The sequence below is a fragment of the Streptomyces sp. NPDC018000 genome (genome assembly GCF_044328025.1).
Classification (GTDB): domain Bacteria; phylum Actinomycetota; class Actinomycetes; order Streptomycetales; family Streptomycetaceae; genus Streptomyces.
In genome coordinates, this window is the sequence record NZ_JBIRGM010000019.1 from 28297 (window position 1) to 48550 (window position 20254).

17 protein-coding genes and 1 pseudogene are annotated in these 20254 nt (G+C 69.8%); 4 read left to right on the forward strand and 14 right to left on the reverse strand.

All coding sequences use genetic code 11. The features are described from left to right. Window positions 1–196: 196 nt before the first annotated feature. The 6 genes from ACH4EW_RS26900 to ACH4EW_RS26925 are packed head-to-tail and all read right to left on the reverse strand — an operon-like array spanning window position 197 to window position 5687. Window positions 197–889, reverse strand: a complete 693-nt coding sequence (locus ACH4EW_RS26900) for a 4'-phosphopantetheinyl transferase family protein (RefSeq protein ID WP_398261146.1) — start codon at window positions 887–889, stop codon at window positions 197–199. Then, window positions 883–1632 (reverse strand): class II aldolase/adducin family protein, encoded by a 750-nt coding sequence (locus tag ACH4EW_RS26905; protein WP_398261148.1) that lies wholly within the window; start codon window positions 1630–1632, stop codon window positions 883–885. Before ACH4EW_RS26905 ends, ACH4EW_RS26900 begins: the two co-directional genes overlap by 7 nt. Next, window positions 1629–2441 carry a dihydrodipicolinate reductase C-terminal domain-containing protein gene (locus ACH4EW_RS26910; protein WP_398261150.1) on the reverse strand — a complete coding sequence of 271 codons (813 nt, stop codon included), beginning with the start codon at window positions 2439–2441 and terminating at the stop codon, window positions 1629–1631. Before ACH4EW_RS26910 ends, ACH4EW_RS26905 begins: the two co-directional genes overlap by 4 nt. Further along, entirely contained in the window at window positions 2434–2706 is a 273-nt protein-coding gene (locus tag ACH4EW_RS26915) for a hypothetical protein (RefSeq protein ID WP_398261152.1), read from the reverse strand. Before ACH4EW_RS26915 ends, ACH4EW_RS26910 begins: the two co-directional genes overlap by 8 nt. Before the next feature lie 55 nt (window positions 2707–2761). Beyond that, the gene (locus tag ACH4EW_RS26920) at window positions 2762–4195 is read right to left on the reverse strand and encodes a class I adenylate-forming enzyme family protein (protein WP_398261154.1); all 1434 of its coding nucleotides are present in this window, start codon (window positions 4193–4195) and stop codon (window positions 2762–2764) included. Window positions 4196–4199: 4 nt separating this feature from the next. After that, window positions 4200–5687 carry a hypothetical protein gene (locus ACH4EW_RS26925; protein ID WP_398261156.1) on the reverse strand — a complete coding sequence of 496 codons (1488 nt, stop codon included), beginning with the start codon at window positions 5685–5687 and terminating at the stop codon, window positions 4200–4202. 255 nt (window positions 5688–5942) lie between these two features. Between ACH4EW_RS26925 and ACH4EW_RS26930 the strand changes: the two genes are divergently transcribed. After that, a complete protein-coding gene (locus ACH4EW_RS26930) occupies window positions 5943–6830 on the forward strand; it encodes a LuxR C-terminal-related transcriptional regulator (protein ID WP_398261158.1) in 888 nt (295 codons plus the stop codon). A gap of 233 nt (window positions 6831–7063) precedes the next feature. Continuing rightward, window positions 7064–8431, forward strand: coding sequence for an aminotransferase class V-fold PLP-dependent enzyme (locus ACH4EW_RS26935; RefSeq protein WP_398261160.1), 1368 nt, complete (start codon window positions 7064–7066; stop codon window positions 8429–8431). Between the two features lie 304 nt (window positions 8432–8735). On the opposite strand, the gene ACH4EW_RS26940 is transcribed toward ACH4EW_RS26935, so the two are convergent. The 3 genes from ACH4EW_RS26940 to ACH4EW_RS26950 all read right to left on the reverse strand — a co-directional run bounded on the left by ACH4EW_RS26940 (window position 8736) and on the right by ACH4EW_RS26950 (window position 11866). After that, a complete protein-coding gene (locus ACH4EW_RS26940; protein ID WP_398261162.1) occupies window positions 8736–9875 on the reverse strand; it encodes a ThiF family adenylyltransferase in 1140 nt (379 codons plus the stop codon). 53 nt (window positions 9876–9928) lie between these two features. Then, window positions 9929–10978 (reverse strand): ketoacyl-ACP synthase III family protein, encoded by a 1050-nt coding sequence (locus tag ACH4EW_RS26945; protein WP_398261164.1) that lies wholly within the window; start codon window positions 10976–10978, stop codon window positions 9929–9931. Between the two features lie 120 nt (window positions 10979–11098). Beyond that, window positions 11099–11866: an SDR family NAD(P)-dependent oxidoreductase gene (locus ACH4EW_RS26950; protein WP_398261166.1), complete on the reverse strand. Its 768-nt coding sequence runs from the start codon at window positions 11864–11866 to the stop codon at window positions 11099–11101. A gap of 326 nt (window positions 11867–12192) precedes the next feature. On the opposite strand from ACH4EW_RS26950, the gene ACH4EW_RS26955 reads away from it, so the two are divergent. Next, the gene (locus ACH4EW_RS26955) at window positions 12193–13863 is read left to right on the forward strand and encodes an FAD-dependent monooxygenase (protein WP_398261168.1); all 1671 of its coding nucleotides are present in this window, start codon (window positions 12193–12195) and stop codon (window positions 13861–13863) included. A gap of 80 nt (window positions 13864–13943) precedes the next feature. Here the strand turns inward: ACH4EW_RS26955 and ACH4EW_RS26960 are convergent, their stop codons facing one another. The 5 genes and pseudogenes from ACH4EW_RS26960 to ACH4EW_RS26980 all read right to left on the reverse strand — a co-directional run. After that, the gene (locus tag ACH4EW_RS26960; protein ID WP_398261170.1) at window positions 13944–14441 is read right to left on the reverse strand and encodes a VOC family protein; all 498 of its coding nucleotides are present in this window, start codon (window positions 14439–14441) and stop codon (window positions 13944–13946) included. Beyond that, window positions 14438–15562, reverse strand: a complete 1125-nt coding sequence (locus ACH4EW_RS26965; protein ID WP_398261172.1) for a glycosyltransferase — start codon at window positions 15560–15562, stop codon at window positions 14438–14440. Before ACH4EW_RS26965 ends, ACH4EW_RS26960 begins: the two co-directional genes overlap by 4 nt. A 51-nt stretch (window positions 15563–15613) precedes the next feature. Continuing rightward, the gene (locus ACH4EW_RS26970) at window positions 15614–16759 is read right to left on the reverse strand and encodes an acyltransferase family protein (protein ID WP_398261174.1); all 1146 of its coding nucleotides are present in this window, start codon (window positions 16757–16759) and stop codon (window positions 15614–15616) included. Window positions 16760–17130: 371 nt separating this feature from the next. Next, window positions 17131–18000, reverse strand: coding sequence for a glucose-1-phosphate thymidylyltransferase RfbA (rfbA, locus tag ACH4EW_RS26975; RefSeq protein WP_398261176.1), 870 nt, complete (start codon window positions 17998–18000; stop codon window positions 17131–17133). 44 nt (window positions 18001–18044) lie between these two features. Then, window positions 18045–18350: pseudogene (locus ACH4EW_RS26980) on the reverse strand (dTDP-glucose 4,6-dehydratase); the annotation flags it as partial. Between the two features lie 685 nt (window positions 18351–19035). Between ACH4EW_RS26980 and ACH4EW_RS26985 the strand changes: the two are divergent. After that, window positions 19036–20250 (forward strand): 3-deoxy-7-phosphoheptulonate synthase, encoded by a 1215-nt coding sequence (locus ACH4EW_RS26985; protein ID WP_398261178.1) that lies wholly within the window; start codon window positions 19036–19038, stop codon window positions 20248–20250. Window positions 20251–20254: the final 4 nt, after the last annotated feature.

Sequence of the window (20254 nt, forward strand, 5' to 3'; positions counted from 1 at the left end):
TCGTTCTGCCTTCGTCTGTTGGCTGAACCGGTCATGGCGAGGTCAACCGGCTTTTCCTGGCCCGCCGGTGACGGTCGCTGTGCCTGGCGTGCCTGGCCGCCATGGCACCGCCGGCCGGGGCGTGCGTCCGCTGTCGTTGCGTGCGTGTGGCATGCCCCGGCTCGTTGTCCACGGCTCGCGGTCTGCCGTTCGCTGTTTACGGTTCGTGGTCCAGGTCGTTCACGAGGAGCCGACGCACCACGGCTCCTTCGGCGGGACCGCTGAACGCGACGGCGACCGCGCACACGCCGTAGGACGGCAGGACCCGCCACCCAAAGGCCCGACACCGGCCCACGCTCGCAAACAGTGGTCCGGGGCAGATCTCGCCGCGCCGGGACAGCCCCTCACCGGTCGCCTTCACGCATGCCTCGTGGATCGTCCACCGCCGGGCCAGCGCCGACGCCTGCTGCGCGGCCGGCAGCGCGAACAGCTCCCGCTGCTGCTCGGGCGAACAGCAGCGGCGCAGCAGTCCTGGTGTCGGCGGCACGGGTGCCTGGATGTCGACTCCCACGGCCCGGTCCGTGCTCACGGCGACGGCGACCATGCCGCCGCTGTGGGAGATGCTCACGCCGGTTGACGGAAGGTCCTCCACCATCGGCCTGCCCTTCCCCGTCACGCCGATGCGGCAAGCGCGCGCCCCGCTGCCGAAGAGGTAGCCGAGCGCCCACCGCAGCAGAGCCCGGCCGGCGGCGAACTCCCGCGCTCTGACCGGCGGGAAGGAGGCGGCCCGGACCGCCTCCTTCCCGCTGAGCAGTTCGCGTCGCGATGCCGCCGCAAACGGTGCGCAGGCCACGAGGACGTCGTAGCCGCCGTCGTGGTCGCCGCTGCGAGGGCCATAGAACCTCACCATGGCGCGGTCTCTGGCCAGACCCGGCCCACGCGGCGTACGGCGTAGTCCCAGTAGGAACGCACCGACAGGTCCGCGTAGATGAAGTCCCGCTTGAGCGCGATGTCCTCCTCGGTGGCCCAGATGTAGGGGACGCCGCTCTGCTCGGCCAGCAGTTGCAGCTGGCAGGCCCGTTCCAGGACCTGGGCGAAGACGGCCGCGTGGCGAACGCTCTTGCCTACGACGACACCGCCGTGGTTACGGAGCAGCACGCCCTCGCCGGTGCCGAGCGCCTCGGCGATGGCATCGCCGGTCTCCTGGTCGAGGACCGTGTTGCTGGTCAGGGTGAACAGTCCGAGCCGCCCGGCGAAGTGGGCGCCGTCGTGCGACACCGGCCGGATGGCGAGGTCTGTCGCACCGAAGACCAGGGTGTGCGGAGCGTGACTGTGCACGATGCCGTTCACGTCCGGCCGGGCCCGGTAGATCGCCTGGTGCAGCGGGAGTTCGGGGGGCGCGAGCGGATCGACCGGCGCATCCGGGTCGAGCGACGCCGCTACCACCTGGTCCGGGGTTGCCTCGTCGAAGCCGCATAGGGCGTTCTTGATGAAGAAGGTGGAGGAGCCGGGCATCCGCGCCGAGATCTGGCCCTGGTTAAAGTCGTCGTGACCATCCAGCGACAGCATGCGGGCGCCGATGGCGATCTGTCCGGCGAGCCGTGCGCGCATCTTCGGCGCGGTGCGCTGCCGTTGGTCCGTGGATGTCGTCATGGCCGCTCCCCGACCGCTGCGTGTGCTTCTGCCTGTGCCGCCGTGTGGGCTGCCTTGTGTTCTTCCGCGTGCCCTCCTGCGGATGGCCGGGAAGCCATCGCGGCCATCATGTGGTCGAAGACCTCGTGGACCGTGTACGTGCCGTGGGACCGGCCCGCCGCCCAGTCCGCGACGCCGATCGCTCCGGCCGCCGCCGCGTCCAGGGAGTGCACAGCATGGGCCACGGTGAGGGCCTGTCCGGCCCACACGAGCCGGACCTCGTGGTCGCTGACAGCTGGGCCCGAGCGCAGCGAGGCGACATCGGCCGCCGGGCTGCCGGTGTACTGCGACCACTCCCGTGCGAGGGTCTGCGCAGTGGCACTGGGCCGGTGCGCCTTGGTGACCGGGTGCCGTTCCAGGATAGCGGCTTCGGGCACGACACCTTTGAGACCGGCGCGTTCCATGGTCACCAGCACGTCCGCGACGCAGCGCAGGGCGCGGGTCTGCAGGTAGTTACCCAGCGAGAGGTTGTGCGCAAGGACCACGGTCGTCCTCCCGCCGAGTGCAGACAGCCGCTCCAACTGCTCGCCGGAGTGGCCGGAGACGCACTCCACCAGTGGCAAGGCCAGGTCGCGGCACAGGTCGGCCACCGGTCCGGTCAACGCTGGGGCCGAGCAGTCGAGAATGACGTCGGGGGCGGGCACGGCGTGCCAACTACCGGTGTCCCGCGGGTCGTACAGCCGTACGACGCGGGCTTCGGCGGTAGCCAGAGTCCGGACGGCCCGGCCGAGCCGACCCGCTCCGACGACGCCGATCACGGGCTCAGGCATCGGCGGATTCCCGCAGGTGCTGACAGACCAGGTCGACGATGCTGTCGAGGGTCTCGAAGCGTTCGCTCTCCTCCTCGGGATCCAGGTACACACCGAGTTCGTTCTCCACAGTGTCGATCATGCGGATATACGCGAGCGATGAGTAACTCACGCCAGCCAGTGACCAGTTGGCGGCGGCGAGGTCCTGCTCCGTAAGGTCTCCCTCGGCTGAGCCGAGCACGATCCTGACGATGCGTGAGCGGATGTCGTTCGGGGGGTTCACCATGGCGTTCTCCTTCGGGGTCCGTCACTCGGGGTTGTCGGGCAGGCGACGCGGGGAGTCACCCGGCGGCATCGGGGGCTTCGAACAGGCTGCGCAGTACCGCCGTGGCGGGCTTGCCGGCGGAGCCGCGTGGGATCTCGGATACGACGCGTATCAGGCTCGGGGTCTTGTACGGGGCGAGTGACGCGGCCAGGTGCCGGCGCGGTCCGGCGAGGTCGAGTCCGGGGGCGGCGACGAGGACCGCGGCGAGCGCGGAACCGCCGTGCCGGTCGGTGACCTCCAGCACCACGGCGTCCAGGACGCCGTCGGCGCCGCGCAAGACCTCGGCGACCTCGATCGCGTCCACTTTGCGCCCGCCGATGTTGATCACCTGGCTGGCGCGGCCGGTCAGCACGAGGCTGCCGTCTACCAGGTGGCCGAGGTCGCCGGTGCGGTAGTAGCCATCCTTCCCCGTACGGCTCTCCAGCAGTCCCGGTGCGTTGAGATAGCGGGTGCCCATGGACTCGCTGAGCACCTCGACGGGGCCAGGTTCCCCTGCGGTCCCGGCCCTCAGAAAGACGCCCGGCAGCGGCTTACCGAGACCGGGGTCCGTCAGCGGGTCGGTGGCGAAGGTGAGTGGTCCGGCCTCGGCCACGCCGAAGTAGTTCTGGAGTGCCACCCCAGTGCGGTCGGTGAACTCCTGCTTGGTCTGCGGACGCAGCGGCGCGGCGGAGGAGATCGCGGTCCGCAGGTGCCTGAACGGCGCCGGGTCCACGGGCCGCCGAACCAGCGATTCGTAGAGCGCCGGGAAGCCGACCAGGCGGGTCGCCCCGCTCATGGCGAGCAGCCGGGTCACCGCTCCCGCGGTGGGCAGGCCGCCGGCCAGGTGCAGCCGGGCCCCGACGGCGAAGGCGGACAGCAGGGAGGTGTTGAAGGCCAGTCCGTTGGACAGGGCGGCAAAGCACATGATCGTGTCGTCGCCGGACAGGCCGCTGCCTTCCGCCCAATTCACTGCTGCTCGCTCCACCGCGCGGCCGCTGAACTCGATGCAGCTGGGACGGCCTGTCGACCCAGAGGTGAAACGGCACACCTCGGTCGCGTCATGGAGGTCCGGGCGGTCCCCGGCAGCGAACCGGGACAGGTGAAGCGGTCCCAGCGTGCCGCACCTCGCGGCGTACTCCGGCACCGGGGTGTTCTCTTCGTGCACCAGCAGGTCGAACCCGCAGTCCTGCTGGATGACGGCCGTTTCCCGGGGCCCGCTGAGCCGGTCGACCAGGAACGGCACGGAACCTGCCTTGAGGACGGCCAGGTACGCCACTACGTAGGCGACCGAGTTGCCGGCCTGGATCCCGACCCTGTGCCGGTCGCTGCCAGGCAGCACGGCGCGCAGGGCCTCGGACTGGTCGGCGCTCGCCTGGTCCAGTTCCCGGTAGGTGAGGCGTGTGTGGCGGTCCGCCACTGCGAGGCTGTCGCCGTGTTCCCGCAGAGCCCCGGTCATGACGTCGACGAGCACGGTGTCACCTCTCGTCGTGGGCGTAGGCGCGCTGGAGACGGTCGAGCTTGACCGCCGAGGTGCCGGCGGTCCCGAGCATCGCCACATAGAGGACCTCTTCCTCCTCGGGGACTGCGGCCAGGGCATGCCAGCGCACGGTGTCGAATCCGCCGATGGTGGTGACGGCGGCTCCGGCGCCGGTGGCGCCGAGACAGAGCAGGTGAGCCAGGGCGGCGGCCCGGGCCAGTGCCTGGTCGATCCCCGTCATACCGAGCGGGAAGATCTCCTGGCGCCGGGCGTGGAAGACAACGGCGGCCGCGGTGTGCCGCAGGTGTTCCTGCCCCATACAGATGCGGACGATCTCGTCGTCGGCAGCAACGGTGGTCCCGGACGGCTCCGGCGCGATGCCGCCGGCACGCACGCGGTAGGCGCCGGGGGCAAGCCCGGCCACGCGGCGGACGACCAGCGTGGCGCCGAACCCGTCGCCGACGGACAGGTCAGTCGTAAGCGGGGTGACCATCGCGGCGAGCGCGTCCCGTACGGCGTCGGCCGGGAGGACTTCGGCAGCGAAATCCTTGGCGGAACGCCGCCGGGCCGTGAGGCCGGCTAGATCGGTGCCCGCCGCGGCAGAGCCGCCTTGTCCGGTGGCCGGAGCGCCGGTCAGCAGGGGGCCGCGTCTGGGAGCGGCGGAGTGCTCGGGGGGGTCCGGGCGGTAAGCGGCCAGTCTGCGCCAGTACTGCGCCTCGGGGAGATCGGTGGGCAAGGGTTGTGGTGCTCCGCCGCGTGCGTCGGTACAGGACCAGGTCCCCTGCGGCGGGGTGCGGGTACAGCCGTGGACGGGGTCGTCGAGCAGCAGCACGCTGTGCAGGAAGCGGCAGTTGTCGCTGAGGCCGAGCAGCGCGGTCAGCGGTCCGGTGGCCGCCTGGGTCAGCCATTGGGCGCGGCGGTGGCTGCGGGATCCGAGGCACAGTAGGTGCACTCCGAGGTGTGCGGCGTCCATCTGCGCGTACAGGTAGCCGCGGTCGCCGTACTTGCGCATTGACAGCCAGGGGCGCACGACGGTCAGCACCAGGAAGGCGTCGAGGGCCGTGGGGTCAGAGTGCGTGGAAGCGAATCCGCTGTGCTCCAGCACCTGGGCCACCTGCTCACCACGGTGCAGCAGCCGACAGGAGCGCCGCGCGACATCCACGGCGAAGACGGCCGGTCCCTGGGGGTCGCCGGTCACCACGAAGTGCTCGTACGGGTAGAGGGCGCCTGCCGACGGCGCGGAGGGACTGCCCTTGACGGGCCCTTTGGTGGCGGCCTCGAACAGCCGGAGCGCCGCGCGCAATTCGACGGGGACGGAGATGCGCTGCGGCTGCTGGGCCCCGTCGGTGGTGGCTTCGAGCGCCATCCGGCGCCATAGGCGCAGAGCGTCGCGCTCCGCCTCGGAGACGGGGGCGGCAGGGGGCTCCGGTCCGGTGGCGGTGTCCGCCGCCCTGGCCGCGAGACGGGTGACAGACCGGTCGTACACAGCAGAAGCGTGTTTCTGCACCGGTATCCTTTCTCCTTTCACCGGAGGTGACTCGATCCCGACGGTGGGCCATCACCCGGGTATTGGACGGAAAACCCGTGGGAGTCACGGAACGTGCTACCTCGAATTGAGCACACGCCTTCCGGACGGTGGCTCGAACAGATCTTCCCAGAACGCTTCTCGTACGTGTAGACCATTTAGTGGCCTATGGCGGTCGTTACCGTCGTCGGACACAAACGGGGAGGGACTTCAGCGATGCTCCAGCGGCTGAGCTCAAATGCGGAGAGCAGTACTCTCGAAAAACTCTCCGAACTTCTGGGAAAGCAGCAAGAGGCTCTGGTGGAGGCCACGGACCACGCCCGCCGCCTGCAGACGCAACTGTCCGCCCTCGCCCCGCACTGCAGCACAGCCCCGGAGGGCGGAGTGCCGGACGTCGAGGAGATCACCGATCCCAACCGGGGCCGCGACCTGCTGAGCTCCGTGGCCGCCATGGTCAGGCAGCAGATCCGGGTCATCCAGCCATCGTTCGTCGCCCGCCACCTGATCACCGACTGGCTGAGCGACGAGCATCACTGCCGTGACGAGGGGGTCAGGATCCGCACGATCCACCAGAGCTCCCTGCTGCAGAGCGCGCGGGCCGTGTCGTACCTGGAGTCGCTCACCCGGCACCGAGTCCAGGTCCGGGTCGCGCCCCTGCTGCCGTTCCGGCTCATCGTGGTGGACGAGACGTTCGGACTGGTCTGCCCGCCGGACACGATGCTGCTGATACGCCAGCCAGCACTGCTCGGGCTGCTGTGCCGCATGTTCGAGTTCTGCTGGGACGACGCGTGCGACCTGCAGACCGCGCTGTCCGCCGAGCGGCCGCACGGGCCGGTCGGCGCGGCCGGCGGCGGGCTGCCGGACCTCGCCTTGAGCGAGCAGCAGCTGGTGATCCTGCGGCTGTGGGCCAAGGGCCGGCAGGACGCCGCCATCGCCCGCGAACTCCAGGTCTCGCCGCGCACGCTGCGCCGCATGGTGTCCGCGCTGCTGCGCCAGCTGGACGTGAACAGCCGTTTCGAGGCCGGCATGGTGGCCGCCCGCGCCCACCGGCTGCTGGATTCCCGGGGATCTGGCGCCCGTGCCTCCCATGGCGCGCCGCCCTAGCCCGGTGGCTCTTCCCGGCCACGGCCGACCTGGGCCAATTCCGGCCTGTCCGGCCGGGTTCCCGTTCTGCCAGAATCGGGCGGTGTCCGCCCTCCCGCGGACCAGCGGCCCATGGCATACCGACACGGCCGGCCTCCGGAAGCTTCCTCCGCCCCGGGCGGCCTCCCGGCCCGCCGCTCCCGCGCGCAGGACCTGCGGAACGCTCCTCTTCCTCCTCCGAACCGGAGTCTGCCATGCCTGTTCGCCCTACCCCGCCAGCCGCCGACGCGGCGCTCGCGGCTCCTCTCCCAGTACTGGGGACCGATGTCATGGTGCCGCTCGTCACGGGCGGCAAGGTGCCCTACGCGGCCCTCGACCACGCAGCCAGTACCCCGGCGCTGCAGCGCGTCTGGGATGACGTGTCCGCCTATCTGCCGTACTACGGCAGCGTCCACCGCGGGGCTGGTTACCTCTCGCAGCTGTCCACCGACCTGTTCGAGCAGAGCCGGCTCACCTTACGGGACTTCGTCGGCTGCCGCCCGGACGACCACGTCGTCTTCACCCGGTCGACCACGGATTCCATGAACCTTATGGCGGCCACGGTCCCGGTCGGAACCCAGGTCCACGTCTTCGAGACCGAGCACCACGCCACGCTGCTGCCGTGGCGGGGTGCCGAGGTCACTGTCCTGCCGGCGCCCCGTTCGCCGTACGAGGCGGTGGAGACCCTGGCCGAGTCGCTGACGGGCCGCGACCCGGGGCACCCCGGGCTGGTGTGCGTCACCGGGGCCTCGAACGTCACGGGAGAGCTGTGGCCGGTGGCGGAGATCGTGCAGGTCGCCCATGCCGCCGGGGCGCGCGTGCTGCTGGACGCCGCCCAACTGGTGCCGCACCGGCCTGTCGATGTGCGTGCGCTGGACATCGACTACATCGCCTTCTCGGGGCACAAGCTGTACGCCCCGTTCGGGGCCGGTGTACTGGCTGGGCGTCCGGACTGGCTACGGGACGCGGAACCGTACCTGGCCGGGGGCGGGGCCACCAGGCGGGTCACGCGCACCCCGGCGGGCGTGGCGGTCGAGTGGCACGAGGACAGCACCCGGCACGAGGCCGGTTCGCCCAACGTCATCGGCGCTTACGCCATGGCATCCGCCTGCCAGGCGCTGAGCGAGGCGGGGCCGGACGCCTTGGTGGCCCGTGAGGAGGCACTGCTGCGTCGGACACTGCGGGGGCTGGCCGAGGTGCCGCAGGTCAGCGTCCTGTCCCTGCTGGGGCAGGACAGCCCGCGCGTGGGGGTCGTGAGCTTCGTCCTTGACGGGTGGAACAGCTCCCACCTAGCCGCCGCCCTGTCCGCCGAACACGGGATAGGGGTGCGCGACGGCATGTTCTGCGCCCATCCGCTGGTCCGACTGCTGCTCGGCAGCTCTCCCGACCAGCCCGACCAGTGCGGGGCCCCGGAACCCCTGGCACCGGGTGAGCGGCCCGTCAACGCCGTGCGGATGAGCTTCGGGGTGGGCACACCGGTCGAGCACGTCGACCGTTTCGTTGAGGCGGTCGCGAAACTGGCCCGGGACGGTGCGCAGTGGCGCTACCGCATCGAGGCGGGGCGCTGCGTCCCCGTCCGTTGACGCGGTCGCCGGCTGGGACAAGGACACCGGGAAAGGCCGAGACAGCCGCGTGAGGGCAGCTGTCTCGGCCTTTCTGCCGCAAGTCATACATTTCGCATTACGGGAAAGTGGATACGGTTACCCAAATATTGCGCGCGAGAGCGAATAATGGGGGGCGGAGCATCGCGAACGGCCTGGTACTCGATTGGGAGAATCTGCTCTCTTGTCGCCCCCCGATCGAATGGAAAATTTCCCGGGAGCCGTCCTACGGAGGCACCAAAAAATCCGTCAACCGACCGGGGGACGGTCCGTGCACGCGGAAAAATCAATAGGTGGGTATCGACGGATCAATCCGTTCGGCCCACTTGATGATTCCGCCGCCGAGGTGAACCGCGTCCGGGTGGCCGCTCTTCTTGACCACGGCAAGCACCTCGGCCGACCGGATCCCCATGCGGCACAGCAGGACGGCCCTGCGGTCCCGCGGCAGCCGCTCGGCGGCGTCGCCGTCGAGGAACTCGCTCTTAGGGATGAGCAGGGAGCCGGGCAGGTGGGCGAAGGCGTACTCGTCGGGCTCCCGGACGTCGACGAGGGTGATCGGGACCTTGCTGTCCAGCAGGTGCTTCAGCTCCTCCACCGAAATGGTGGACTCACGCGCCGCCTCGGCCGCCTGCAGCGACAGCAGTCCGAAAAAGGGCTGCGCGGCGGTGAGCGCGGCGGGCCGTACGGTCCGGGGATCGCGGCTCAGCGGTACGAGGACGCAGGTGCCCGTCATCGCGTCGTACTTCATCACCCGGCCGACCAGGGGGGTACCGGTGCCCGTGAGCAGCTTGACCACCTCGGTGGCCATCGCCACCGCAAGCCACGCCCCGACCAGCCGAAGCGTCCCCGCCATGCCCCGGAAGTAGGGCGCCGGGGGCTCCGGGTAAAGGTCGCGGAATCCGGGGCCGTGCGGTTCCCAGAAGACCGAGACCCGGCCACGTACGCCGTCCATGCAGCCCCACACGTAAGGTATGCCGGTCTGCGCGCAGACGTCGTCGACGAGCCGGCACCGCGCCGGATCCTCGCTCGCGCACACCACAAGGTCGTACCCGGCGACCATGTCCGGCCCGCTGTCCACGTCGAACCGGGCCTCGATGGGCACGATCCGCAGTTCCGGGTGGCTGCGGCGCAGGGCTCGCGCCCACGCGTGGGCGCGGCTCGACGCCTCGTCCGGGATGCCCAGGTAGCGGTCCCACTCGTTCAGCGGCGATCCGTCGGCGACGGCGATCGTGCCGACGCCCGAATCGGCGAGGTGGCCGATGAGCGGCGCGCCGATCTCGTCGGCGCCGACGACCAAGACCCGTCCGGCGGCCAGCCTGCGCTGGCCCTCGGATCCGTGGCCCGCCAGGATCAACTGGTGTGCCTGGCGTCGGACTTCCCCGGCAGGCAGTTCGGTCACCGGTTTCACGAGCGGTGGAAAGGACATGGTGTACTCCTCTTGGCGTGGCCGGGACGGATCGGTGTGGGGGTGCCGTGCGCCTACGCCGCCGCGGCTGCCGTGGCCCAGTCGGGGACGCGCAGGATCTCCAGCACTGCGGCGCCCCAGTTGAAGCCGTATCCCGTGCCGGCCACGACGACTCTGTCACCCGCCGACAGCTGACCAGTGGTCAGCAGGTGGTCGAGCCCGGCCGCCTGGTCGCCCGCGCCAAGGTGGCTGACGCCGCGTCCGAACTCCCAGGTGGTGCGGTCCAGTCCGACGCCCATCTCGGCCAGCATGCTCCACCAGCGCACAGTCTGACCGTTGTTGGGCATGACGAAGCGGCGGACGTCGTCGACGTCGGTCTTCGCCTCGTCCAGGGCCTGCCGGATGCACGCGCCGATACCGCCGGCGATCCGCAGGGAGATCCCCTCCAGGTCGTTGAGGTGCCGACGCATGAAGTCGGCCTTGCGCCCGCGCATGTCGAGCGGCTTGTCACCGGACGCCGGAGCGTCCTTGAGGCGCCGGCCGCGGTACAGGCCCTCCAGCGACGGGTCGGACAGCAGCGTGCAGGAGACGACCCGGGCGAACCCGGGCCGCCGACCGAGCACCAGAGCGGTCCCGCCGTCCGCCATCACCGTGCCGCTCTCGGTGCGGAAGCGGTCGAAGCCGGGGAGACAGAACCGCTCGCCGGTCGTAATCATGACAAGCTCATCGTCGTCGCAGCCGGCGAGGAAGCCGGCCGCGAGCGACAGCGCCGCCAGTCCCCCGTTCGACTTCTGGTCCACCTCGACGGCCGGGGCGCCGCCCCCGATGGTGCTGTGCTGAATGTACGAGGCGGGCGTCCACATGTCCTGGCCCTGGAAGTAGGTGCTGGCGTGCAGGAGCAGCTGGATGCGGTCCGGGTCGACCGCGCCGCGTTCGACGGCCTGCCGCACCGCCGCGACCGCGAGGTCGGGGGCGAACTCGTCGTCCGACACGGTCACCCCGAGCAGCGCGTTGGCGACGTACTCGGCGGAGGGGTAGCGCCCGTCGGCGACGGCGTCGTTCAGATCGACCCGCCGGCCGAGCCGTACGCCGAGCGATTCGAGGTAGATGTCGTTCAAGAGCATGTCCGGCCTTCCTTCGGCGACGCCCCAGGCGAGGTCGGTCGCGACGGGAACCCTGCGGTCAGGACTGACAACAACTCACTGCCCCGGGCACGGCCGCGCCGACAGGGCCCGGCCCGGCGTTCACAGGTAGGCCCCTCCTGTGGTCTCCACCCGTTCCCCGGTCATCCAGCGCGCCTCCTCGGAGGCGAGGAAGGCCACCACACCGGCGACGTCGTCGGCCTGGCCGAGTCGGCCGAAGACGGTCATCGCGGCGGCCTGCGCGGCATCCTCGGGGTACGCACGCATCCGTTCGCGGTGCAGGTCTGTCTCGATCAGTCCAGGGGCGACCGTGTTGACCGTGATACCGCGCGACCCGAGCTGCGCCGCCAGTGAACGGCTGAACGCCTCCAGAGCGCCCTTGCTCATGGCATAGCCGAGCACATGCGGGTGGGCGATCCGGTTGGCAACAGAGGAGACGTTGACGATCCGCCCGCCGTCCCGCATCAGAGGCAGCAGCCGCTGGACGACGAAGACCGGAGCCTTCACGTTGATCTCGAAGACCCGGTCGAGGTCCTCCCGGGTGATGGTGGTGATGTCGGCGCGGCATCCGATGCCCGCGTTGTTCACCAGGATGTCGAGCCCGGTGGAGCCGGTGCGCTCGCGCAGACCGTCCTCCACGCCGGCCGCCAGCAAGTCGACCGCGCCCGGCGCGGTCAGTTCGGCGCGGACCGGGAACGCCTCGCCGCCGGCGGCGCGCACGTTCTTCACGGTCTGCGCGGCCGAGGCGTCGTCGCGGCCGTAGTGCACGGCGACCACCGTGCCGGCACGCCCCAGATGTTCGGCGATCGCCCGTCCGATGCCCCTGCCAGCACCGGTGACCAGAGCGGTGCGCGGCGCGCCGCCTGTCATGATCCCTCCCTGGAGTCGTCCGCGATATCGCGTCCCGTGGTCATCAACGGCTTTCCCCATGCCTCCAGCGAGACCGGCCGGGGCGCGTTTCCGGGGAGCAGAGCCCCACGCCCGGCGGGCTACCGGCGTAACCTTTCCCCAGCATGCCACAACCCGACATCACTTTACCTTTTCTTTGGTAATTCTTGAACCGGAAACTTCTTCGAATGATCTGCACGGATCCCGGGAAAGCTCGTACAGAAAAAGCAGAGGAAAGGGAAGATCAATTCCCTCGCCACCGGATTAAGAATCCCGGCCCCGGGAACCGCGACGACGAAAGGAACGACATGCCGGACAGGAACCCTGAGGTCCTGGTCGTGGGGGGCAGCACTGTCGGGCTCCTCACCGCCGTATTCCTCTCCCGCGCCGGGGTGCCGACCCTGGTCGCCGAGCGGCACCCGGCGCCGCCGGAGCATCCGCGGGCCATGGGTGTCGGACCGCGCACCGTCGAGCTGCTGCGCGCCGCCGGCATGGCCGACGAAGTGGACGCAGTATGCATGGACATGTCCCGTGGCAACCTCCGGATGTTCAGCACCCCCACCCTCGCGGAGGCCGACCTGGCCGCGCTGTCCCGAAGGGCGCCGGCGCGCGACGACGAGTACCGCCGCCTGACCCCGCAGACGCTGCGCGGCACGTGTCCCCAGGGGCGCCTGGACAAGGTGGCCGTCGCACGGGCGTCGGCCTCGGGCGCGGAGACGGCCTTCGGTACCGAACTCCTCTCCTTCGAACACGACGAGGAGGGGGTCACCGCGCAGCTGGCCGGTCCGGGGGGGCGCTTCGAGGTCCGCTCCCGGTACCTGGTGGCCGCCGACGGCGCCCGCAGCGGCGTGCGGCAGGCGCTGGGGATCGGCACCTCCGGGCCGGGCGACCTGGGCGATCCGCTGATCAGCGTGCTCTTCCGCGCGGACCTCGACGACCTCACCGGCGGATGGCCGTTCATGGTCTGCGACATCACCACGCCGCAGGCACCGGGCGGGCTGCTGCCGGTCGACGGCAGGCGGGAGTGGATCTACCACACGCGCTACTCCCCCGCCGCCGGCCAGGTTGCCGGGGACTTCACCGCGGACAGGTGCCGCGCCCTGATCCGGGCGGCGCTCGGCCGCCGCGAGGTGCCGGTCGAGGTGGTGAGCATCCTGCCCTGGCAGGTCCGCGGCGCGGTGGCCGACCGGTTCCGGGCCGGCCGGGTCTTCCTGGCGGGCGACGCGGCGCACGTCATCCCGCCGGTCGGAGCCTTCGGCATGAACACCGGCGTCGCCGACGCCCACAATCTGGCGTGGAAGCTGGCCCACGTCCTGCGCGGGCACGCCGGCGACGGGCTGCTCGACACCTACGAGGCCGAGCGCCTGCCGGTGGCCCGGACCGCGCTGGAACAATCGATGCTCCGGCTGGCCGACCCGTCCCTGCACTGGGCCACCGGGCCGGAGGGCGCGCGGATCAGAGCAGCAGCGGGCGCGCTCAACGCACCTGTGGTGCACCTCGGTTACCGCTACGACTCCGCCGCTGTACTGGACGCGGACCCCCGCCTTCCCTCCCCGGAAGACGTCGCGCTGGACCTCGACGGCTCCCCCGGCTCCCGCCTGCCGCACCAGTGGCTCGACCGGGACGGTGAGCGGATCTCGGCCCTGGACCTGATCGACTACCGGTTCGCCCTGCTGGCCGGCCCGCAGGGCGGTGCGTGGATGGGGGCGGTCGGCCACGCCGCGCGGGGGCTCGGCGTACCCGTCGACGCCCACCTCATCGGGGAGGGCGGCTCGCCGACCGTCCGTGACGGCTCGTGGTTCCACGAGGGCTCCTGGTTCAAGGACGTGGGCATCGACGCGTCGGGAGCGCTGCTGGTGCGCCCCGACGGCTTCGTGGGCTGGCGTGCGCACTCCCTGGACGCTCTGGAGGACGACCCCGCGACCGTGCTGGAGGAAGCGCTCAGCAGGCTCCTGGCACGCACCGTCCGGCGCCCCTGACGGGCCGGAAAGAGGTGCGCACAGCAAACGTACCGGCCGCGACCGACTCACGGCCGGTACCTTTTTGCGTGGCGCCCGGGTCAGCCGTCAAAGGCGGACATCGGCTCCGCTCCCGGATCCCATGTATCCAGAAATTTCTCCTGCCTCGTTATGTCCATCAGTTCCAGACTGACACCGATACTCTTTACCATGTGATAGACATAAGGGCGCCCTAGAGGGCAGGCGCTGAATTCTCTTTCGAATCCCTCTTTCGATAAACGGAGGGAGCTTTCCATCACGTTCTCTGTCCAGAATCCGAGATGATGACAGCGGGCTCCCCGGGAGGAGTCCCAGGGGCTTCCGGGCGGTCCCTGGACCAGTTCGAGGTACGGAGGCCCGCCGCGGGAGAACGCCAGCCGGTAGTCCCACTCTCCGAGGGAGTCCTCCAGGATCCCGGACCACTCGACATCGACGGCGCCGCCCAGGTCCTCCATGGCCTTCTCGATGTCCGGCACGACGAAACACACGTGGTAGAACACAGAGCGCGTCTTCCTCTCGATGTCGTCCTCGGTCGGTGCAGCTGCCGGCCGCCCCGTCATGCCAGTTCCTCGACCAGGCGCACCACCTCGGCCGGCGCGGGCATCGCGGCCACCTCCCCGGCGAGAGCGCGGGCACGCTCGCGGTACGACGGGACGGTCAGCAGCTCCTCCGCAGCGACGGCGACGGCATCCGGCGTGTCGTCGCCCGGCAGGAGCGTGCGCGCCGCGCCGAAGGCGGCCAGCCGCTCCGACGGTGCCACCAGTTTGGGCATGTTCGGGATGAGCAGCTGTGGTACGGCGTAGGCCATGGCGGTCAGCGCGGTGCCGCCCCCGGCATGGTGGACCAGCAGGTCACAGGTGCGGGCCACTACGTCGAAGGGCAGCCAGCCGACGTGCATCCCCGTCGCCTCGCCCAGTTCCGCCGCGACCGCCTCGGGCGCGCTGACGAGGATCTCCGCGTCCAGCCCCTTCAGCTTGGCGACCACGTCGACCAGGTAGTCGAAGAAGTAGCCGGGGGCGGTCTTCGTGCCGGCCGTGACGGCCACCCGGCGGGCTCGGCCCCTGGTGTACATCCACGGCTTCAGCGGCGGCTGGAGGTTGCACGGAATCCACCGCATGGGGGCAGCGTCCCAGGCGTCGGCGGGGCGGACGCTCGGCGGGCAGACGTCGATCAGCAAATCCGAGGCCGGAATGCCGTCCAGCCCCAGCGCGTCCAGTTCGGGGCGCATCTCCTCCTCGGCGACCACGTCCACGACGGCGGGTTCGCCCGAGTCCCAGGCGTGCCGCACGTGCGGGATCCCGAGCCGTGCCGCGAGCACCGGCGCGGAGAAGGTCAGGGTGCCGCCGATGACGACGTCGGGCCGCCAGGCGCGGGCCAGTTCGTACAACGGCTCCTGGTAGACGGCGGCCATCCTGCCGAAGGCATTGCCGATGGAGCGCAGCTGCTGCTCGGCGTCGTCGGACTTCCGCAGCGGGGTGCCCGCGCGGTCGTGGGTGATGTGGTGCCGGATCGCCACCGTGGAGACGCATACCCCGGGCAGCCCGGCCCCGGCGATCGCCGCCATCGTCTCCTCGTTGGAGGCGACCAGCACGTCGTGGCCGGCATTGCGGGCGGCGGTGGCCAGCGGCGTGAGCGCGAAGACCGTTGCCGGGCTGCCGCCGGTGACGAAGAGAAAACGCATGGAACCTCACTTGGCGTGTGGGACTGGCAGGGAAACAGGAGGGACGCTCGGTCACACGGGGGCGGAGGTGTTTTCCTCACCACTGCCCGTCTGCGGCTCCGGCACGGGGCTCGGCCCGGGTACGGAGGGCGGTGCGGGACGGCGGGGCCGTCCCCACCGGCGCACGGCCGGCGTCTCGATCCAGCGGTGCATCGCCAGCGCCAGCGCCAGGCTCAGCACGAAGCAGCCCAGCGCGAAGAGCACACCTTGGGCGGTCGTCAGTACGTGGTCGTAGCCGATCCGTTCGCGCAGATACGTCAGGACGATGCCGTGCACGAGGTAGAACGCGAACGAGGCCTCCCCGAGCAGGAGCATGGGCCTGCTCGCCATCGGGGTGCGGGCACCGGCGTCGTCGGCGGAGGCCAGCGCGGCGACGAGCAGCGCGAGCGGCACGATAGTCACGGCGTCGATCGTGAACAGCATCGGGGTGAAGACGCCGAACGCGTAGCCCGCGAGGGCCAGCAGCGCGCTCCAGCCGGCGCCGAGGCGGATCCACCGGCCGGAGAGCACGATGCGGGCCATCAGCATGCCGAGCGCGAAGTCCAGCAGGCGGGATAGCGGGAAGATGTAGAGGAACCACAAGCGGTCGAAGGACACGCCGTCCAGTGCCGCTCCGGTCGCCGGGATGGCCGGGGTGGCCGGCAGCAGGTAGGAGACGACGGGCAGTACGACGACGGCCGCCGCGACACCGCCGGCCCACCACCACAGTCTCGGCGTGCCGATACGGCGCACGAGGATCAGGAGCAGCGGGAAGAGGGCATAGAAGAGCAGCTCGCACGACAGCGACCAACTCGCCCCATTCACCCCAAGGTAGACCGACGGATCGCTGGACCATGCCTGGAGCAGCAGCAGGTTGAGGACCGCGGTCCCGGCCGGGGTCTCGGACGCCGCGAAAAGGATCATCGCCAGGGCGAAGGTGACCAGGTGGTTCGGGTAGATCTTGACCAGCCGGCGCCGCAGAAATCCGGTGTACCCGTCGCCCGGCCGGGCCGACCACGTCAGCACGAATCCGCTGAGCACGAAAAAGAACGAGACGCCGATCGTGGAGGCGGTTTTTGTGACCGTATTGAGTGTGTGTGCCGTTCCGGACCCGGCAGCGAAAATCCCGCCCGTGGCGACATGGGAGAGGAACACCATCCCCGCCGCCACGAAGCGCATTCCCGTGACGGAATCCAGCCGTCTCCCACGCCGAGTGTCCATCGTACTCGTCACGAGTCTCCCAAGTGATTGCGGCCGCTGTGAATCTCTGTGAACAAACCGAGAATCAAGTATTACGGAATATGTGATTCCGCATGGAGAATACTGTGCGCATTCTTCCGGACAGCCCCCGGACAACCGGAACAACAGTCCATAACAACAGGCGAAAACAACCGTCCGGAACAGCGGCCCGGAAGACGGACCCGCTGGATCTCCGACGCGGAACACCGTGCCGGTATGCCGGCCCGTAATTTCTCGTACCATCGATTCGCAGCCCGAGGCCGCACGGTGCACACCGCGAAAGCGTCACGGCGCCGGCCCCGCGGCCGCAGTCAGACCCGCACCAGCGACCGGACGTGCCTGCCGTACTCCGACCCCGCGGACAGTTCCTCGGCGAGTCTGCCGAGCTGCCTCATGCTGATGTACCCCATGCGGAACGCCGTCTCCTCCAGGCAGGCGATCTGAAGGCCTTGGCGCTTCTGCAGCACCTGCACGTACTGGCTGGCCTCCAGCAGGCTGTCGTGGGTGCCCGCGTCCAGCCAGGCAACCCCACGTCCCAGCCGCACCAGGCGGGCTCGTCCCTCCTTGATGAGCAGCCGGTTGACGTCGGTGATCTCCAGTTCGCCGCGCGCGGACGGGGCGATCTGCCGGACGTGGCCGAGGGCGTCGTTGCTGTACAGGTAGAGCCCGGTGACGGCCAGGTTGGAGGACGGCGCGGCCGGCTTCTCCTCGATGCCGGTCAGTCTGCCCTCCTCGTCGAGGGCCGCGACGCCGTAGCGCTCCGGGTCGGAGACGGGGTAGCCGAAGACGGTGCAGCCGTCGACCGTCGCGGCGGCCTCGCGCAAAACGGCCGGCAGACCGTGGCCATAGAAGATGTTGTCTCCCAGGATCAGGCACACGTCCTCGTCACCGGCGAACTCCCGCCCGATGAGCAGGGCTTCGGCGATGCCGCGCGGTTCGTTCTGGGCCGCGTAGCGGATGTCGAGGCCGAGGCGGCTGCCGTCCCCCAGCAGGGCGCGGAAGGAGTCGAGGTGCGCGCTGCCGGTGATGATCAGGATCTCCCGTATACCGGCCAGCATCAGGACCGACAGCGGGTAGTAGACGAGGGGTTTGTCGTACACGGGCAGGAGCTGTTTGGAGCTGATCGTGGTCAGGGGGAGCAGCCGGCTGCCTGATCCGCCTGCCAGGAGTATTCCGCGCATCGGATGGGTTTCCTCGCCTAGGTGAGGTGGTCAGTCGGAACCGGTCAGGCAGCGGAACGGTCCGATTCCGACCGGGAGTGCCGGCCGAGCGGCCGCCACCAGCCGGGGTTGTCCCGGTACCACCGCACTGTCGCCGCGAGGCCGGAGTCCAGGTCGCGCACGGGCCGGTAGCCGAGTTCGTCGCGCGCCTTGCTCCAGTCGACCGAGTACCGCAGGTCGTGGCTCTTGCGGTCGGGGACCTGCCGGACGGCCGACCGGTCGGCGCCGGCAGCGGCCAGCAGGCGTGCGGGCAGCTCACGGTTGGAGAGCTCCGTACCGCCGCCGATGTTGTAGACCTCGCCGATGAAGCCCGCACCGCCCGTGACCAGTGCATGCATCGCGTCAGTCCAACTAGTCGGGGCGACAGCGAGCCCCGGTCCAGGCACTCCCGTCGGCGAGCCGCCCCGGCGGTCTTGCAGGCATGGGCATGTTCTGCACGTGGTCCCCCTTAGAGGCTGAGCTCCGAACCCGTAGCAACTGCACGCGCTCCCATCGGGAGGCAGCCGCAGCACATATGATCACAGGTTATCTCCCTGGACAAGCCCGACCCTAATACATCTAGGCACGCACCGTAAAGAGGCACTAAGGGAGCGCCCTACCCGCTCAGCCCCAGAATCACACCGCTCAACACCTGTACAGAGCACCAATTAACTCGATGCGCAATATAACGGACAATCCGGCAACCGGTCGGTTTAGACTGACTCATTCAATCGCCTAATTGGCTGATTTACTTCAATGAACTCGACTCCGATCTGCCAGCCATACAGCCTCAAAGCCGCAAGCGGGCGAAGCGAAGGAACGCGCCTCCGATATCCGCGGCAGCAAAAAGGCACTTGACGCCCCGGATGGCGAGATCATATGCTCCCGGACTGCGCCCTGATCACATTGAGGTTTGTCGCCGTTCTCTCATCGGCATCTCCGACTCTTAAATTAAAGATCCGGGCAATATGCCGACCTTTCCACCGGCCGCTAAGAGGAGAATTACGTGGGGGAGACATGGCCATTGCTGCTGCCGTGGACGAGGAAGAGATCGACCCCTCCGTTTCACCCGGTGCCGTGGCGCCCCGGCCGGTCCTGCCGGCCGAGCAACAACCAGACTGGCGCGACACTCGGTTGCTGGACCGGGTCCGTGGCGATCTGCTGACACGTCCCGGCCTGGTCAGCGCCCCGGCCACGGCCCTTCTGCGGGAGCAGCTCGCGCAGGTCGTCGCCGGGCGGATGCGGATCGTGCAGGCAGGCGACTGCGCCGAGGATCCCTCCGAGTGCACCACAGACCATGTCCGCGACAAGATCGCCCTGCTGGACAGCCTGGCGCAGGCCGTACAGCAGGGCTCCGGCCACACAGTGCTGAGGATCGGACGAATGGCCGGCCAGTTCGCCAAACCCCGCTCCCAGCTCGTCGAACGCGTCGGCAGCCTCGATCTCCCCGTTTACCGCGGTCCGATGGTCAACGCACCCGAACCCGACCCGGCTGCGCGGGAACCCGACCCACGGCGGCTGCTCACCGGCTACGAACTCTCCTCCTCGGTCATGACCGCGGTGACCGCGCACGGGCGCGGACCGGTCACGTCCGACGACACCGCAGTGTGGACCAGCCACGAAGCCCTGCTACTCGACTACGAACTCTCCCTGGTACGCGCACACGGGAACAACGGCCCGCTGTTGGCCTCCACCCATCTGCCGTGGGTCGGAGATCGCACCCGGCAGCCGAACGGCGCCCACGTGCACTTGCTCGCTCAAGTGGTCAACCCCGTGGCCTGCAAGGTCGGCCCTGGCGTCACCGTCGACGAGTTGCTGGCGCTGTGCGCAGCGCTGGATCCGCATCGGGACCCGGGCCGACTGATCCTGATCGCCCGGATGGGTGCCACACGTGTCCACAAGAAGCTGCCTCCGCTGGTCCGGGCCGTACGGGACGCAGGGCATCCCGTCATATGGCTGTGCGATCCGATGCACGGCAACACCGTGCGATCGGCGGACGGGCGCAAGACCCGGACCGTCGCGTCGATCATCAGGGAACTCGACGGCTTCCAGGACGCCGTACTCGCGGAACACGGCGTCGCGGGCGGTCTGCACCTTGAGGCCACCCCGTACCCCGTCGCCGAGTGCGTCTGGGAGCCCGGTGACGAGCCCGGCACTCCCTATACGACCCTTTGCGACCCTCGGCTCAACCCGGCGCAGGCCCTCCAGGCCGCCTCGGCCTGGAGGGCCTGACAGA

Coding starts and splice junctions, on each gene's coding strand:
- ACH4EW_RS26900 (WP_398261146.1), bottom strand. CDS start 889: ATGGTGAGGTTCTATGGCCCTCGCAGCGGCGACCACGACGGCGGCTAC.
- ACH4EW_RS26905 (WP_398261148.1), bottom strand. CDS start 1,632: ATGACGACATCCACGGACCAACGGCAGCGCACCGCGCCGAAGATGCGC.
- ACH4EW_RS26910 (WP_398261150.1), bottom strand. CDS start 2,441: ATGCCTGAGCCCGTGATCGGCGTCGTCGGAGCGGGTCGGCTCGGCCGG.
- ACH4EW_RS26915 (WP_398261152.1), bottom strand. CDS start 2,706: ATGGTGAACCCCCCGAACGACATCCGCTCACGCATCGTCAGGATCGTG.
- ACH4EW_RS26930 (WP_398261158.1), top strand. CDS start 5,943: ATGCTCCAGCGGCTGAGCTCAAATGCGGAGAGCAGTACTCTCGAAAAA.
- ACH4EW_RS26935 (WP_398261160.1), top strand. CDS start 7,064: ATGCCTGTTCGCCCTACCCCGCCAGCCGCCGACGCGGCGCTCGCGGCT.
- ACH4EW_RS26940 (WP_398261162.1), bottom strand. CDS start 9,875: ATGTCCTTTCCACCGCTCGTGAAACCGGTGACCGAACTGCCTGCCGGG.
- ACH4EW_RS26945 (WP_398261164.1), bottom strand. CDS start 10,978: ATGCTCTTGAACGACATCTACCTCGAATCGCTCGGCGTACGGCTCGGC.
- ACH4EW_RS26950 (WP_398261166.1), bottom strand. CDS start 11,866: ATGACAGGCGGCGCGCCGCGCACCGCTCTGGTCACCGGTGCTGGCAGG.
- ACH4EW_RS26955 (WP_398261168.1), top strand. CDS start 12,193: ATGCCGGACAGGAACCCTGAGGTCCTGGTCGTGGGGGGCAGCACTGTC.
- ACH4EW_RS26960 (WP_398261170.1), bottom strand. CDS start 14,441: ATGACGGGGCGGCCGGCAGCTGCACCGACCGAGGACGACATCGAGAGG.
- ACH4EW_RS26965 (WP_398261172.1), bottom strand. CDS start 15,562: ATGCGTTTTCTCTTCGTCACCGGCGGCAGCCCGGCAACGGTCTTCGCG.
- ACH4EW_RS26970 (WP_398261174.1), bottom strand. CDS start 16,759: ATGCGCTTCGTGGCGGCGGGGATGGTGTTCCTCTCCCATGTCGCCACG.
- rfbA (WP_398261176.1), bottom strand. CDS start 18,000: ATGCGCGGAATACTCCTGGCAGGCGGATCAGGCAGCCGGCTGCTCCCC.
- ACH4EW_RS26985 (WP_398261178.1), top strand. CDS start 19,036: ATGGCCATTGCTGCTGCCGTGGACGAGGAAGAGATCGACCCCTCCGTT.